A 14,425-nucleotide genomic window follows, 5' to 3' on the forward strand; every position below is an offset into this window, starting at 1 on the left:
CATCGTGTGGAGGACCTCGACCGACAGATCGTCAAACTGCTCCTGCAAGACGGGCGGATGAGCTACACCGACCTGGGCAGGGCCACCGGCCTGTCCACCTCGGCCGCACACCAACGGGTGCGCCGACTCGAACAGCGCGGCATCATCCGCGGCTACGCCGCCGTGGTCGACACCGAGGCCATCGGCCTGCCGTTGACCGCGTTCATCTCCGTCAAACCCATCGACCCCAGTGCGCCCGACGACGCGCCGGAGCGATTGGCGGACCTGGAGGAACTGGAGGCGTGTCACAGCGTGGCCGGGGACGAGAGCTACATCCTCAAGGTCCGGGTGCCGACGCCGGGGGACCTGGAGACGTTGTTGGCCCGGATCCGGCTCCAGGCGGGCGTGTCCACCCGCACGACGGTGGTGCTGTCCACCCCGTACGAGGCGCGCGCGCCCCGGTTCTGAACCGCCGACGCCGCGGCACGGGTGCGATGTCGGTCGCACCGTGCCGCCCCGCGCCCGATCCCCGGAGTGGGCGCGGCGCGCGTCACACCCCCGAAGGGGTGACCTCCGGCCGGGGGTTCGCTCGGGGCGGGCCACACTGGAGTCATGACCACGCTCCTCCTGCGCAACGGCGCGGTGCACAGTCCGGCCGATCCCTTCGCGACCGCCATGGTCGTCGAGAACGACACCATCGCCTGGATCGGCGCCGAGGGGGCCGCCGCGGCCCACGTCGACGCGGTCGACGCGGTGCTCGACCTCGCGGGCGCGCTGGTGACGCCCGCGTTCGTGGACGCGCACGTGCACGCCACCGCCACCGGCCTGGCACTGACCGGGCTCGACCTGACCGGCGCGCCGTCGTTGGCCTACGCGCTCGCCGCGCTGGAGGACCACGCCAAACGGCGCGGACTGTACGGCGCGGGCCACGTGTTGCTCGGCCACGGCTGGGACGACACAGGCTGGCCGGAGGGACGCCCGCCCACCCCGGCCGAATTGGACCGGGCCACCGGTGGTGCCACCGTCTACCTCTCCCGCACCGACGTGCACTCCGCCGCGTGTTCGCCCGCGTTGCTCGCGCTGGTCCCGGGCGAGCACGGCGACGCGCCGTTGATCGGCGCCGTGCACCACGCGGCGCGGGCCGCCGCCAACGCCGCGCTGACCCCGGCCGACCGGCTCGACGCACAGCGGGTCGCGCGGGCCCGGGCGGCGGCGCTGGGCATCGGCACGGTGCACGAGTGCGGCGGGCCGGAGATCGCCGGCGAGGCCGACTTCCGGGCGCTGCTGGGGCTGGCCCGGGACGAGGCCGGCCCGGATGTGGTCGGCTACTGGGGCGCGCTCGCCGACGACCCCGAGCACGCCCGCGCGCTGCGCGCCGACCTGGGCGCGCACGGCCTCGGCGGAGACCTGTTCGTCGACGGCTCGCTCGGCTCGCACACCGCGTGCCTGCACGCGCCCTACCTCGACGACCCGGGCGCCGGCACCGGCCTGACCCACCTCGTGGTCGAGCAGGTCGCCGCGCACCTGTCCGCGTGCACCCGGGCCGGCGTCCAGGCCGGCTTCCACGCCATCGGCGACGCCGCGATCGGCGCGGTCACCGACGCCGCCCGGGAGCTGATCCAGGGCCCGCACGGCGCGGCCTTCCGGGCGCTGCGGCACCGGGTCGAACACGCCGAACTGCTCGACGCCCAAGCGGTCGCGGCCTTCGCCGAACTGGGCCTGACCGCCTCCGTACAGCCCGCCTTCGACGCCGCGTGGGGCGGCCCGGACGGCATGTACGCCCGCCGCCTGGGCGCCGAACGCGCCGCCTGGATGAACCCGTTGGCCGCGCTCAGCGCCGCCGGCGTACCGCTCGCGTTCGGCTCGGACGCGCCGGTGACCCCGCTCGACCCGTGGGGCACCGTGCGGGCCGCCGCGTTCCACCGCACGCCCGAGCAACGCATCAGCGTGCGCGCCGCGTTCGCCGCGCACACCCGAGGCGGGCACCGGGCGGCCGGCCGGGACGACGTCGGCGTGCTGGTTCCGGGCGCACCCGCCACCTACGCGGTGTGGGACACCACGGAGTTGGTCGTTCAGGCGCCGGACGGTCGGCTGTCCGGGTGGTCCACCGACCCGCGGTCGGGCACTCCCGGACTGCCGGACCTGGGTCCGGATCTGCCGCTGCCGCAGTGTCTGCGGACCGCGGTGCGGGGCACGACGGTGTTTGCCGCGGAGGGGAGCCTCGGGCAGGAGTGATCCGGGGCGGGCCGGGGGCGCCGACGGGCCGGGGTCAGCCGAAGTGGGGCTGCTCCGCCACCGGGGCGGCCCCGCCCGCCCGGCCCGGTTCCCCGGCGGCGACCGGCGAGTGCACCGACCGTCGTTCGGGGACGGTCAGCAGGGGGAGGAAGACCTGGACCAGGGGACCGATGGTCAGGGCGTACAGCACGGTGCCCAGACCCAGTGACCCGCCCAGGAGGAAGCCGACCGCCAGGACGGTCACCTCGATGGCGGTGCGGATCAGGCGGACCGAGCGGCCGGTGATACGGACCAGGCCGGTCATCAGGCCGTCGCGGGGGCCCGGACCCAGCCGGGCACCGATGTAGGCGCCGCCGGCTATCGCGTTCAGCACCACTCCGGAGACCAGGAAGGCCAATTGCCAAGCCAGGGCGTCCGGGGCGGGCAGCCAGTGCAGGGAGGCGTCCACGGCGAGGCCGATGACGAACACGTTGCTCACCGTGCCCAGGCCCGGGCGTTGTCGCATCGGCCACCACAGGAGCAACACCGCGGCGCCGACCACGATCGTCACCACGCCGAAGCTCCAGCCGGTGCGCTCCGCGAGGCCCTGGTGGAAGACGTCCCACGGGTCCAGGCCCAACTCGGCCCGGATCATCAACGCCATGCTGAACCCGTACAACGTGAGCCCCGCGTACAACTGGAGCAATCGCCGGACCCACGACCAAGCCACCGTGCACCTCGTTCTTCACCTGACTGCCAATAAAGAGCCAACGGTGAAACAATCGCTCACACCGGATCACGGATCCATAGCCAATTCGACAGGAGTGGACTGATGAGCGCGCCTCACCTGACCGTCAGCAGCACCCGCCTCGCCGACCTCCTGCACCCCTGGACCACCACCACCCAGTCCGCGGCGCGCACCGGCCCGGCGTACCGCACGCTCGCCGAGCGCATCCGCGCGCTGCTCCTGGACGGCCGGATCCCGCTGACCGCCCGCCTGCCCGCCGAACGCGGCCTCGCCGACCGATTGGGCATCAGCCGCACCACGGTCGCCGCCGCCTACGAACTCCTGCGCACCGACGGCTACCTGACCAGCCGCCGCGGCTCCGGCAGTTGGACCACCCTGCCCGGCACGCACACCGAGATCCCCACCCGAGGGCTGAGCCCGAGCACCACCACCGGCGTGATCGACCTCGGCGTCGCGGCCCTGCCCGGCCCCGGCCGAGCCCTGCACCAGGCCGTCGCCGACGCCACCGACTCGCTGCCCACCTACACCACCGGCCACGGCTACCTGCCCGGCGGCCTGCCGGTCCTGCGCGACACACTGGCCCAGCGCTACACCCGCCGCGGCGTGCCCACCACGCCGGACCAGATCCTGGTCACCCCCGGCGCGCTGGCCGCGGTCACCCTGGTGCTGCGCACCCTGGCCGGCCCCGGCGACCGGGTCGCGGTGGAATCGCCCACCTACGCCAACGTGCTCGACGCCATCCGGCAGGCCGGGAACCGGCTGGTCCCGGTGCCGATGACGGACACCGGCTGGGACGTGCAGACCTGGCGCGACACGCTGCGCACGGCCGCGCCCCGGCTGGCCTACCTGATCCCGGACTACCAGAACCCGACCGGCCACCTCGCCGACGCCGGTGTCCGCCGCACCCTGGTGGACCTGGCCCGCAACACCGGGACCACGCTGATCGTCGACGAGACGTGCTTCGACCTGGCCCTGGACATCGACCCGGTGGACCGACCGCTGCCGATGGCCGGCTTCGACCGGACCAACAACGTGGTCACCATCGGGTCCACCTCGAAGACCTTCTGGGGCGGCCTGCGCATCGGCTGGATCCGGGCCACCCCGGACCTGGTCCGGCGGATCGCGGCCACCCGCGCGTCCTTCGACGTCGGCGCGCCCGTGCTGGACCAACTGGTCACCCACCACCTGATCACCGACCACGAGGACGCCATCCTGGAAAGCCGGCTGCCCGCGCTGCGTGCCGCCCGGGGCGCCCTCGCCGACGCGCTCGCCGACCGGTTGCCCGACTGGACGTTCGCGATGCCGGTCGGCGGCCTGTCCCTGTGGGTGCGCACCGACGGCACCTCCAGCCTGACCCTGGCCGAGGCCGCGGCCCGGCACGGCGTACGGATCGCGGCGGGCACCCACTTCGGCACGGACGGCACCTTCGAGCACCACGTGCGGCTGCCCTACGCGCACGACCCGGCGACGCTGACCGAGGCGATCCGCCGATTGGCGGCCGCCGTGGGCGAGACCGAACGCAGTCGGCCGAGCGCCTACACGGGCCTGTCCGGAGCCGCCTGCCTGGCCTGAGTCGGCGGCCGATCCCGGCCGCACTGACCGATGTGGGTGAACGCACCCCGGGTGCTCGCTCGCGCGGTGGGCCCCGACCCGTGTACAACACCATGGGAGCCCGCAACGCGCGCGACACGCCGACATCGCCGCTGCCCCGCCCCGGGCCCGATCGCCGCGCGAGCGATTCGACCCAGGGGTACGGAAGCCTCGACAAGACCCATTAGGGGAGCGATTGCGCCACCCGGCGGGCGCATACCACCCACACCAGTGCCGCACCACCCTGGCCGCTGACCTGCGCCGATACCGTATCCGTGCAGGTCAGTGCGATGTTGACACCGCGCCCGTATCGACCAGTACGTTCGACCCGGTCCACCGTAGGACGACCGGCAGGAGAACACCCTCCCCGAGCACGCGCACGCCTCCGGGCCACAGGTGGCACAGCCACCGGGCGCCAGGTCCGGAACCGACGTGACACGCGCCCGGGAGGCCGCCCCACGCGGCCACGAACGGCAGAGCGGCACCCGTGCAGCCGCCCCGCCGGACGCGAGCACACCCCGTGCCGGAAGGTGAGACCGCGGCAGAGCCCGGTCGCCCAGTAGACAACGACCACCGCGACCGACAGCCAGCCGGTCCGGGGCCGGCCCGAAGGGCGACCGAGCTCCCGCCGCCACCACCCCACCGCCGAGCACGAGCCGAAACCGAACTCCCACCTCGAACGTTGTAACGTCACTGCATCACCCGACCGGCGCAACTCCGTGCCGCGCGCGGCAGCAGCGATCGCAACGACCCGACGAGGGGGCCCCACGGTGCCGCAGCTCGACAGCACCACAGCGCCCGCGGGCAGCCCGCCCACGGCGCCGGCACCCGCTCGCAAACAGCGGCTGCGCCGCACCCGCGCGACCGCCGTGAGCATCTACCGGCGCCCCGCCCGCCCGGTCACCGCACTCGTCAGCGGCCTGCTGCTCGCCCTCGCGTTCCCGCCGTACGACCTGTGGCCGCTGAGCATCCTGGCGGTGAGCGCGCTCAGCGTCGCGGTGCACGGACAACGTACCCGCACCGGCTTCGGCTACGGCCTGCTCTTCGGCCTGCCGTTCATGTTGTGGCTGCTCAAGTGGCTGCGCGTGGTGGGGCCGGACGCGTGGATCGTGTTGTCCGTGGTGCAGGCGCTGTACATCGGCGCGTTGGCCGCCGCGCTGACCCTGATCGGCCGACTGCGACTGTGGCCGCTGTGGACCGCGTGCCTGTGGGTCGCCGAGGAACTGGTGCGCGACCGCGTCCCGTTCGGCGGCTTCCCGTGGGGCCGGCTGGCGTTCGCCAACACCGCGACGCCGTTCACCCCGATCGCCGCGCTCGCCGGCGCCCCCGGGGTGACCTTCGCCGTCGCCCTCTCCGGCGCGCTGCTCGGCTGGGCCGCGCTGCGCCTGTACGGGCTCTACGCGGGTCGTAGCGACACCTCGGCCGCCGAGCCCGCGCAGAGCGCCCGTACGCCGCGCAACGCCCTCCCGCTGGCCCTGGGCGCCATCGGCCTGGCGATCGCCGTCCCCGCGAGCGCCTACGCCGTCCCGATACCCACCGGGGGCGACGCCGCCGGCCCCGACAGCGCGACCATCGCGGTCGTCCAGGGCAACGTCCCGCGCACCGGCCTGGACTTCCTCGGCCAACGGCGCGCCGTCCTGGACAACCACGTCCGGCAGACCCACAAGCTGGCCGCCGACGTGCGCGCCGGCAAGGTCAAGAAGCCCGAACTGGTGATCTGGCCGGAGAACTCCTCCGACCTCAACCCGTTCGAGGAACGCGACGCGTACGCGCTCATCGACGGCGCGGTCAAGGACATCGGCGTGCCCGTGCTCACCGGCGTCCTGGTCGCCGGCCCCGACGCCACGCACATCCAGAACCAGGGCATCGTGTGGGACCCGGTCACCGGCCCCGGCGCCTCCTACACCAAGCGCCACCCGGTGCCGTTCGGCGAATACATCCCGATGCGCGAACTGCTCACCAAGTTCATCAGCCGGCTCGAACGCGTCCCGCGCGACTTCTACCCCGGCAAGACCGTCGGCGTCATGCAACTGGGCCCGGCCCGGATCGGCGACGTGATCTGCTTCGAGATCGCCTACGACAACGTCACCCGCGAAGCGGTCACGCACGGCGGCCGAGTCCTGGTCGTGCAGACCAACAACGCCACCTACGGCCGCAGCGGACAGCCCGAGCAACAACTCGCGATGTCCAGGCTGCGCGCGATCGAGCACGGCCGCGCGGTGCTGATCGCGGCCACCTCCGGGATCAGCGCGATCGTCATGCCGGACGGAAAAGTGGTCGAACGCACCCGCGAATTCACCGCCGACACCCTGGTCATGGACGTTCCGCTGCGCGACGACCGCACCCTCGCCACGCGACTCGGTTCGGCTCCCGAGTGGATCCTGGCTATCGTCGGTCTTCTCGCCTGCGCGTACGGCATTCTCCGCCGTCGGCGCAAGCCCCCGATCACCACCCCCGGCATCCCGCCGACCCCCGCCGACGCCGGCGTCGACAGCCTCGCCGACGCCAACGCCATCAAGGAGATGATGTGACCGACAGCGAGCAGACCAGCTTCGCCGACCTCGGCAAGGTGCTCGTCATCATCCCCACCTACAACGAATCGGAGAACATCGAGCCGATCGTCGCCCGGCTGCGCGCCGCCGTGCCCGACGTCGACGTGCTCATCGCCGACGACAACAGCCCCGACGGCACCGGCGACATCGCCGACACGCTCGCCGAGCACGACCCGCACATCCAGGTGATGCACCGGGCCGGCAAGGAGGGCCTGGGCGCCGCCTACATCGCGGGCTTCCGCTGGGGCATCGACCGCGGCTACGACATCCTGGTGGAGATGGACGCCGACGGCTCGCACCAGCCCGAGCAACTGCCGCGCCTGCTCGAAGCGGTGCGCGACGCGGACCTGGTGCTCGGCTCGCGCTGGGTCCCCGGCGGCGGCGCGGTCAACTGGCCCGGACACCGCAAGCTCATCTCCAAGGGCGGCAGCACCTACTCGCGGCTGATGCTCGGCGTCGACATCCACGACGTCACCGGCGGCTTCCGCGCCTTCCGCCGGGACACCCTGCTCGGCATCGGCCTGGACGAGGTCGCCTCGCAGGGCTACTGCTTCCAGGTGGACCTGGCCTGGCGGGCGATCCGCAAGGGCTACCGCGTCCTGGAGGTGCCGATCACCTTCATCGAGCGCGAGCGCGGCAACAGCAAGATGAGCAACTCGATCGTCGCCGAGGCGCTGTGGCGGGTCACCGCGTGGGGTGTGGGCCGCAAGGTCGGCAAGTACCCGAACGAGAGCACCCCCGAGACCGCCGCCGCCCACCCCGAGGGCACCGGCGACACCGGGAGCGCCGGCGGCACCGGTACCACCCCGCCGAGGACGTGATCGCGTGAGCACCTCGCTGCGCCGAGCCGCCAAGCTGCTGCCGATCGTCGCGCTGCCACTGGCCGAGATCTACGTGATCAGCCGGGTCGGCGCCGCGATCGGGGCGGGCCGGACCTTCCTGCTGATCCTGGCCGGCGTCGCGCTGGGCTCGTTGGTGATCCGCTACGAGGGCCGCCGGGTGCTGACCCGACTGCGCGCGCTCGGCGAACAGGCGCAGCGCGAGGGCCAGAACGACCCGACCGTGCTCGCGGCGCAGGGCAAGGAGGCGACCAAGGCCGCCGCCGACGCCGGCGTGGTCATCCTGGGCGGCATCCTGCTGATCATCCCCGGGTTCATCACCGACGTGCTGGGCCTGCTGTGTGTGTTGCCGTTCACCCGGCCGCTGATTCGGCGACTGATCGGCACGGTGGTGGCCGCTAAGGTGGCGAACAGCCCACGGTTCTCCGGCGCGGTGCGCGAGGCCCGGATCCATCGCCCGGACGGCAAGATCGTGCCTGGCGAGGTGATCGACCCCAAGGACGTGCGCCGGGACGACGACCCGCCGCAGCCGCCGCGCGAGCTGCCCTGACGGCGCCGTTCGCACACGGCACGACGCCCGGGGCGCCGCGATCGTGAGATCGTCGGCGCCCCGGGCGTCGGTGCCACCTGTCGACGGGATCCGCACGCGCCCCGAGCGGGCTCGTGCGGTGCTCGCTCAGGCGCTCTTGCGGTTGTTGCGCGGATCGTGGTGGAGGTTGATCCCACCCGACCGCAGTACGGCGAGGCGCTCGGCGAGCACCTCTTCCAGCTCTTCCCGGGTACGCCGCTCCATGAGCATGTCCCAGTGTGTGCGCGTAGCCTTGTTCTTCTTTTCCTCCGGCGGCGCGCCGTCCACCAACTGCGCGACGGCACCGCAGCTACGGCACTCCCAGGTGGAGGGGATCTCCGCCTCGACGGAGAACGGCATCTCGAAGCGGTGCCCTCTGGGGCAGTCGTATTCCACGGTGCGACGCGGCGCCAGATCGATACCGCGATCGGTCTCGTAGCTGGTGGCGCCAAGGCGTGTGCCGCGGAGAGCTCGCTCACTCATGAATCGTGCCTCCTGGCTTGTCTACCCACATCGACAGGTCTTGCTGTCTCGTCCGATTGCAGAACGCGTGACGGGCCCCGAAGATTCCCGACCGAGGGGTCGGTGGGCAGGAGACGGGGTCCGTGACGGTGGGTGGCTACCCGAAAACGGATGATTCATCACATCGGCGGGAGAAAGTGACATAAAACTCGCCTGATCGGCCCGGGGTGGTGCGGATGATGCCGGTGTTACGGGGCGGTGGGCGATTCCGACGGCCGGGGGCGGGGCGTCAACGGTCACGGATCTCCGCCCAGACGATCTTCCCGGTGTCGGTGGGGCGCACGCCCCAATCGGCGGTCAGACCGGCCACGATGCACAACCCCCGGTGTCGCTCGTCGTGGCCGGGCGAGGCGATCTCCTTGGGCAGTCGGCCGTCGTGGTCGACCACCTCGACGATCAGCCGGCCGGGGTGGTGGCGCAGCCGTAGCTCCATCGGGGTGCGGGCGTGCTCGGCCGCGTTGGAGACGAGTTCGGTGACCACCGAGCAGGTGGTGTCGTTGTGGTCGGTCAACTCCCAGCGACCCAGTGTGGCGCGCACGAAGTCGCGGGCCTCGCGGGCCGAGCGCGGCGTCGGCGGCAGATCCAGGCCCGCGGTGCGCTCGATGCTGTGCCGCGCGCGGACCAGGAGCAGTGCGACGTCGTCGGGTTCCTGGCCGGTGAGCATGGTCTTGGTGACCAGATCGGCGACGTCGGCGACGTTGTAGGCGCCGCCGGTGGTGCTGTCGATCTGCTTGGTGAGTTCCTGGAGTCGGTCGGTGAGCGAGGCGTCGTGCGACTCGACCAGGCCGTCGGTGTACAGGAGGAGTTGGTCGCCGGTGTCGAAGCCGACCACCGCGTCGTCGAAGGTGGTGCCGTCCAGGCCGAGCGGGACCCCGAGGTCGTCCTCCAGGAGTTCGACCTTGCCGTCGGCGCCGATCAGGGCGGGCGGCAGATGGCCGGCGTTGGACCAGTGCACGGTGGCGTCGCCGGGGTCGTAGACCGCGTAGACGCAGGTGATGATCTGGTCCTCGCCGCCGAGCCCGGTGACCAGCCGGTTGAGGTGCCGCATCACCTGCCCCGGCGGCAGGTCCATCACCGCGTACGCCCGCACCGCGGCGCGGAGTTGGCCCATCACGGCGGCGGCCTGCAGACCTCGGCCCATCACGTCGCCGACCACCAGGGCGATCCGGCCGGCGGACAGCGGGATCACGTCGAACCAGTCGCCGCCGACCTGTTGGCCCTTGGCGCCGGGGAGGTAGCGGAAGGCGATGTTGAGTTCGTCCAGGTCGGGCGGGACCTGGGGGAGCAGGCTGCGTTGGAGTTCGACGGCGGTGTCGCGGACGCTGCGGAACAGTCGGGCGTTCTCGATCGCGGTGGCGGCCTGCGCGGCGATGCCCAGGGCCAGTTGTTCGTCGCGTTCGGTGAACACGTCGGCCCGGGTGTGGCAGAAGGAGAACGCGCCCAGGTCCTCGCCGGTGGCGGTGGTCACCGGGATGGTCAGCAGGCTGCGTACCGGCGGTTGCCCGTCGGTGCTGATCCGATAGGGCAGCAGCCGACCGGCGGCGGCGGGGTCCTCGGTGAGATCGCCGCGGCGCACGGTGACCGGTTGCGCGGTGGTGGTCTGCGGTCGGCTGCGCGCGGCCAGGGTGGGCCGCGGCCGGGGCAACCGGTCGATCAGCGTGGGGTCGGGGCTGGTGACCGCGTAGCGGGTGTCCGCGACGCCGCCGGTGTCGTAGTCGACGTAGCGGAAGATGCCGTGCTCGGCGGCGATCACCGAGGTGGCGGCGTCGGTGGCGGCCTGGACCAGACGTTCGAGGTTGAGTTCGCGGGTGAGCTTTTGGCCGACGCTGTACAGGGTCTCGACGATGCGGGTTTCCTGGTCGAGTCGGCGCTGTTTGTGGGCGAGTTGCTCCTGTTGCGAGCGGACCCGGTCGCGGGCGTCCTCGGCGACCAGGGCCTGTTGCGCGGTGGTGCCCTCGTGTGCGGCGAGGAGTTGTTCGAGGGCGTCCAGGCGCGCGGCGGCCACGTGGGTGGTGGGCGTGTGTTGGGAGGGGCCGCCGGCGAACGTCGGCGCGGTGTCGAGCGGGAGCAGGGCCAGCCGGGTGGACACCGCGACGGTGCGGAAGAGTTCGGCGATCCGGGCCGGGACGTGTACGCGGGTGAACATCAGCACGGTGAACAGTTCGCCGTCGGGGAGTTTGCCGGCGTAGCCGATCACCGACTTTATGCCGCTCGCCCGGATGAACTCCTTGTCCGGGACCGCGGCACTGGTCAGCGCGTCCGGGATGTGGTGGATGTCGTGCCGGTCCCATTCGTTGTCGGTGGGCAGCGGGCCGGCCACGATGTCCTCGGGGGTGACCCCGAGTTGGTCGAGCATGGCGCTGATCATCGGGGCCCGGCGGACCGCGTTCGCGTTCGGGAAGGCGACCACCTGGTGCTGGCGCGATCGGGTGCGGTCGCACCACTCGGGCTGATCGCCGATGGTGGCCAACAGGGTGAGGCAGCGCAGGTCGGGATGCGGGACGAGGTCGGGTTGCCGGCGCAGCGCGCGCTGCTCCAGGTCGGGGGTGAGGTTGCGCCAGGCCATGGTCTGGAACAGGCGGACGAGGACGAGTTGGGGCTGCCCGGTGTGCGGGTCGCGGAAGGTGGTGCGCAGGTGCTGCACGATCGCGCGGGCGGCGTCCTCGGTGGTGGCCGAGTCGGCGGTGACCTGGCGCAGTTCGGAGCTGCACACGACCATGTCGCTGACGGTGAAGTTGGCGAGGTCGAACACTGGGCGTCCACGTCCTCCGTGGGGGTGCGGGCCCCCATCATGGCGCGCGAGGGGGGACGGAGTGGTGCGTTTTGGGTATTTGCCGGCGGGTCGGGCGTACGCCGAGGCCCCCCGGGCGGGCTTGCTCGGGGGGCCTTCGTGGGAGGCGTGGTGGGCTTCGCGGGGGCATCACCGGGGTCGTCGCGAGGGGCGGCCGGGTGCGGGTGCGGGGCCTCGTGGGGCGGTGCCGGGCCTCGCGAGAGGGCGGCGCGCGGGGTGGGTGCCGGGCGTCAGCCGGTGGGCTCGGGCTCGCGTTCGGGTGTCTTGGCGAGCGAGATCGAGGGCAGGTCGACGGGGAGGTCGTCGATGTGTCGCGGGAGCAGCGCGAGCAGGCGTTGGCGGTCGGCCTCCGGGGTGTCCTCCTCCAGTGGGTCGGGGGTGTGCGGGATCTGGATGCGCACCACCGGACCCATGCCGATCCGGATGTAGCCGCGGCCGGGGGGCATGCCCTCGCCGCCGGAGATGCCGGGGCCGGAGCCCAGCACGGTGAGTGTGGTCTCCGGGTCGAGCGGGCCCAGTACGACCCGGGTGTGCGTGTCGGCGATCAGTGCGGGGCGCAGCCGCTCCAGGTGGGTGGGGCGGGCGCTGGTGATCACGCCGATGTGCGCGGCGCGACCCAGGCGCAGCGGGAGGTCGAGCAGTTCCTGGGGGTCGGTGGTGCCCTGGCCGGCGGCGAGGTCGGAGAGTTCGGTGATCTCGTCGAGGATCACCCACAGGGGGCGGCGGGCGTTGTCCGGGACCGGGGTGCCGTGTTGCTTGGCGTAGGTGACGGCGGCGATGCGGCGTTCGGTCTCGTGCCGCAGCCAGGTCAGGGTCTCCAGGGCGCCGTGGTAGCCGGTCTCGATCCGCAGGATGTTCCGCCGGCCGGCCAGGCACGCGTAGTCGCCGGAGCCGCTGCCGTCGATGACCACGATGTCGCCGTCCCGGGCGGCCTGGAGGGCGATGGTGCGCAGCAGGTTGGACTTGCCCGCGCCCGGGGCGGCGACGGCGAGCAGGTGCGGGTCGGTGCTGCGGTTGCCGGTGCGCCAGATGACGGGCGGGAGTTGGCGGGTGGTGTCGCCCACGTACACGGGGATGCGGCGATTGGTGCTGCCGGCGTCGGTGATGCCGAGCAGGATCTCGCGCGGCGCGGTGACGAACTGCTGGGCCGGCACGGCCGCGGGCAGCGGGGGCAGCGCGGCCAGGGTGAGGTGGTTGGTCTCGGTGTCCCACTCGTAGAGGTATTCGCGGCCGCGGCCGGTCTTGGCCTGGAGCACTCGTTCGATCCGGGCCCGGGCGGCGGGGTCTTCGTCGGTGAAGTAGGGGCTGTAGGTCAGTTCCAGGCGGACGATCCGGTCGTCGTCGAGTTCCCAGTGCCGAAAGGCGTTCTGGTACGGGCCGCCGGGATGGAACAGTCGGGCGGGGTCGTGGTCGTCGGCGAAGTAGGGCACCAGGCCGTTGTAGACGGCCTGGAGTTTGACGTCGGTGGGGTCGGGGCCGGGCTCGGGGGCGGGGGGTTTGTCCTTGTGGCCGAGCCAGGCGGCGCCGGCCAGGATCAGGAGCAGCGTGATCAGCGGGGCGTAGGGCACGAAGTAGAGGGCGAGCAGGGCCGCGGCGGCGCCGGCGGCGCCGGCCTTGCGCTTGTCCGCCGAGGCGCCCTTCCACCAGTTGCGCGCCCACGCGAATTGCCGGTTCAGACCTCGGCTGAGGGTGAACACGGGCGACAGGGTGTCCCGCGAGAGGTGGGTGAAGCGGTGGGCGCGGGTGCGGGTGTTGCCGATGCCGTCCTTGGCGCGCCGGGCGATGGCGGCGAGGGATTTGGGGCCGGGGGACATGCGGTCTCCGTGAGGGATTGGTGCGGGTAGGCGACAGGCCCCGGTTCGGGGGATGAGCCGGGGCCAGGGCGTGTCTTCGAACGCCCGCCGGGGACGCGGCCGTTCGGCGGGGGATCGAGGACACGCCCTGGCGGCGGTGAAGACGGGGAGCTGATCAGAAGTTGAGGCCGCTGAGCAGGTTGGCGATGCTGTTGCCGCTCGCGGTGATGTGCGGGGCGATCGAGCTGCCGGCCAGGTAGAACCCGAAGAGGGCACAGACGAGTGCGTGCGGGAGTCTCAGCCCGTCCTTGCGGAAGAAGATGTAGGCGATGACGCCGAGCAGCAGGACGCCGGAGATGGACAGAACCATGGGTGCTCCTTCGGGCGGCGCACTCAGTGCGTTGGGTGCGCGGTGAGGATCCCGCTGCGGCCGAGGCCGTACAGGACCAGGAGGGTGGCGCCGAGGCGCCCGGGGGTGGACAACGCCCAGAGGGCGGCATGGAGGGCGATCACCAGCGGGAGCGTGGCGAGCGCGTACACGGTGTGGAAGGTGCGGGACTGGACGGTGCCGGCGCGGGTGGCGGGGGCCAGGGTGCGGCGGACCACCGAGACGAGAGAGGGCGGCGCGGGGGTGGAGGCGGGAGTGAGGGTGGGGGGAGCGGGCGGCGCCTCGGCGAGGGGGAACGGGTCGGGGCCCGGGGCGGTGGGGGACTTGGCGCGGGGATAGGGCAGCAGTCGCATGTGGGTGAGGCGCATGTGGGTGGTTCTCCCCGAGGTGCCGGCCGGTTGGCCTATCAACGTATTACCTAAAGTTCTCTTATCGTCACAA

General features: G+C 72.5%; 12 protein-coding genes. 6 read left to right on the forward strand and 6 right to left on the reverse strand.

The genetic code is table 11. From position 1 onward, the window contains the following. Window positions 1-6 precede the first annotated feature (6 nt). The gene (locus ACH4U8_RS22090) at window positions 7-447 is read left to right on the forward strand and encodes an Lrp/AsnC family transcriptional regulator (RefSeq protein WP_360318556.1); all 441 of its coding nucleotides are present in this window, start codon (window positions 7-9) and stop codon (window positions 445-447) included. A gap of 144 nt (window positions 448-591) precedes the next feature. Beyond that, window positions 592-2,214 carry an amidohydrolase gene (locus ACH4U8_RS22095; protein WP_395779581.1) on the forward strand — a complete coding sequence of 541 codons (1,623 nt, stop codon included), beginning with the start codon at window positions 592-594 and terminating at the stop codon, window positions 2,212-2,214. A 34-nt stretch (window positions 2,215-2,248) separates the two neighbouring features. Here the strand turns inward: ACH4U8_RS22095 and ACH4U8_RS22100 are convergent, their stop codons facing one another. After that, complete coding sequence (locus tag ACH4U8_RS22100; RefSeq protein ID WP_395780075.1) at window positions 2,249-2,857, reverse strand: YitT family protein; 609 nt, start codon at window positions 2,855-2,857, stop codon at window positions 2,249-2,251. Window positions 2,858-3,025: 168 nt separating this feature from the next. Here ACH4U8_RS22100 and ACH4U8_RS22105 point away from each other — a divergent pair, with 168 nt between their 5' ends. From ACH4U8_RS22105 to ACH4U8_RS22120, 4 genes are all read left to right on the forward strand, one after another. After that, window positions 3,026-4,513, forward strand: coding sequence for a PLP-dependent aminotransferase family protein (locus ACH4U8_RS22105; RefSeq protein ID WP_360318561.1), 1,488 nt, complete (start codon window positions 3,026-3,028; stop codon window positions 4,511-4,513). A 788-nt stretch (window positions 4,514-5,301) separates the two neighbouring features. Next, a complete protein-coding gene (gene lnt / locus ACH4U8_RS22110) occupies window positions 5,302-7,062 on the forward strand; it encodes an apolipoprotein N-acyltransferase (RefSeq protein ID WP_395779583.1) in 1,761 nt (586 codons plus the stop codon). Beyond that, window positions 7,059-7,904: a polyprenol monophosphomannose synthase gene (locus ACH4U8_RS22115; protein ID WP_395779585.1), complete on the forward strand. Its 846-nt coding sequence runs from the start codon at window positions 7,059-7,061 to the stop codon at window positions 7,902-7,904. The genes lnt and ACH4U8_RS22115 overlap by 4 nt, the downstream gene beginning before the upstream one ends. A 4-nt stretch (window positions 7,905-7,908) precedes the next feature. Further along, a complete protein-coding gene (locus ACH4U8_RS22120) occupies window positions 7,909-8,472 on the forward strand; it encodes an FxsA family protein (protein WP_360318569.1) in 564 nt (187 codons plus the stop codon). 126 nt (window positions 8,473-8,598) lie between these two features. Here the strand turns inward: ACH4U8_RS22120 and ACH4U8_RS22125 are convergent, their stop codons facing one another. The 5 genes from ACH4U8_RS22125 to ACH4U8_RS22145 all read right to left on the reverse strand — a co-directional run bounded on the left by ACH4U8_RS22125 (window position 8,599) and on the right by ACH4U8_RS22145 (window position 14,352). Next, window positions 8,599-8,973 carry an RNA polymerase-binding protein RbpA gene (locus ACH4U8_RS22125; protein ID WP_360318572.1) on the reverse strand — a complete coding sequence of 125 codons (375 nt, stop codon included), beginning with the start codon at window positions 8,971-8,973 and terminating at the stop codon, window positions 8,599-8,601. Between the two features lie 268 nt (window positions 8,974-9,241). Continuing rightward, window positions 9,242-11,764, reverse strand: coding sequence for a SpoIIE family protein phosphatase (locus ACH4U8_RS22130; RefSeq protein WP_395779587.1), 2,523 nt, complete (start codon window positions 11,762-11,764; stop codon window positions 9,242-9,244). Window positions 11,765-12,033: 269 nt separating this feature from the next. Beyond that, a complete protein-coding gene (locus tag ACH4U8_RS22135; protein WP_395779589.1) occupies window positions 12,034-13,617 on the reverse strand; it encodes an ATP-binding protein in 1,584 nt (527 codons plus the stop codon). A gap of 154 nt (window positions 13,618-13,771) precedes the next feature. Beyond that, complete coding sequence (locus tag ACH4U8_RS22140; protein WP_360318579.1) at window positions 13,772-13,966, reverse strand: DUF2304 domain-containing protein; 195 nt, start codon at window positions 13,964-13,966, stop codon at window positions 13,772-13,774. Between the two features lie 23 nt (window positions 13,967-13,989). After that, a complete protein-coding gene (locus ACH4U8_RS22145) occupies window positions 13,990-14,352 on the reverse strand; it encodes a hypothetical protein (RefSeq protein WP_395779591.1) in 363 nt (120 codons plus the stop codon). Window positions 14,353-14,425: the final 73 nt, after the last annotated feature.

Source organism: Embleya sp. NPDC020886, assembly GCF_044333915.1.
In the GTDB taxonomy this organism is placed as follows: domain Bacteria; phylum Actinomycetota; class Actinomycetes; order Streptomycetales; family Streptomycetaceae; genus Embleya.

Bases quoted from the DNA above. Each gene is read 5' to 3' on its own strand.
- ACH4U8_RS22095 (WP_395779581.1), top strand. From the start codon at position 592: ATGACCACGCTCCTCCTGCGCAACGGCGCGGTGCACAGTCCGGCCGAT.
- ACH4U8_RS22100 (WP_395780075.1), bottom strand. From the start codon at position 2,857: ATGGCGTTGATGATCCGGGCCGAGTTGGGCCTGGACCCGTGGGACGTC.
- ACH4U8_RS22105 (WP_360318561.1), top strand. From the start codon at position 3,026: ATGAGCGCGCCTCACCTGACCGTCAGCAGCACCCGCCTCGCCGACCTC.
- ACH4U8_RS22125 (WP_360318572.1), bottom strand. From the start codon at position 8,973: ATGAGTGAGCGAGCTCTCCGCGGCACACGCCTTGGCGCCACCAGCTAC.
- ACH4U8_RS22135 (WP_395779589.1), bottom strand. From the start codon at position 13,617: ATGTCCCCCGGCCCCAAATCCCTCGCCGCCATCGCCCGGCGCGCCAAG.
- ACH4U8_RS22140 (WP_360318579.1), bottom strand. From the start codon at position 13,966: ATGGTTCTGTCCATCTCCGGCGTCCTGCTGCTCGGCGTCATCGCCTAC.
- ACH4U8_RS22145 (WP_395779591.1), bottom strand. From the start codon at position 14,352: ATGCGCCTCACCCACATGCGACTGCTGCCCTATCCCCGCGCCAAGTCC.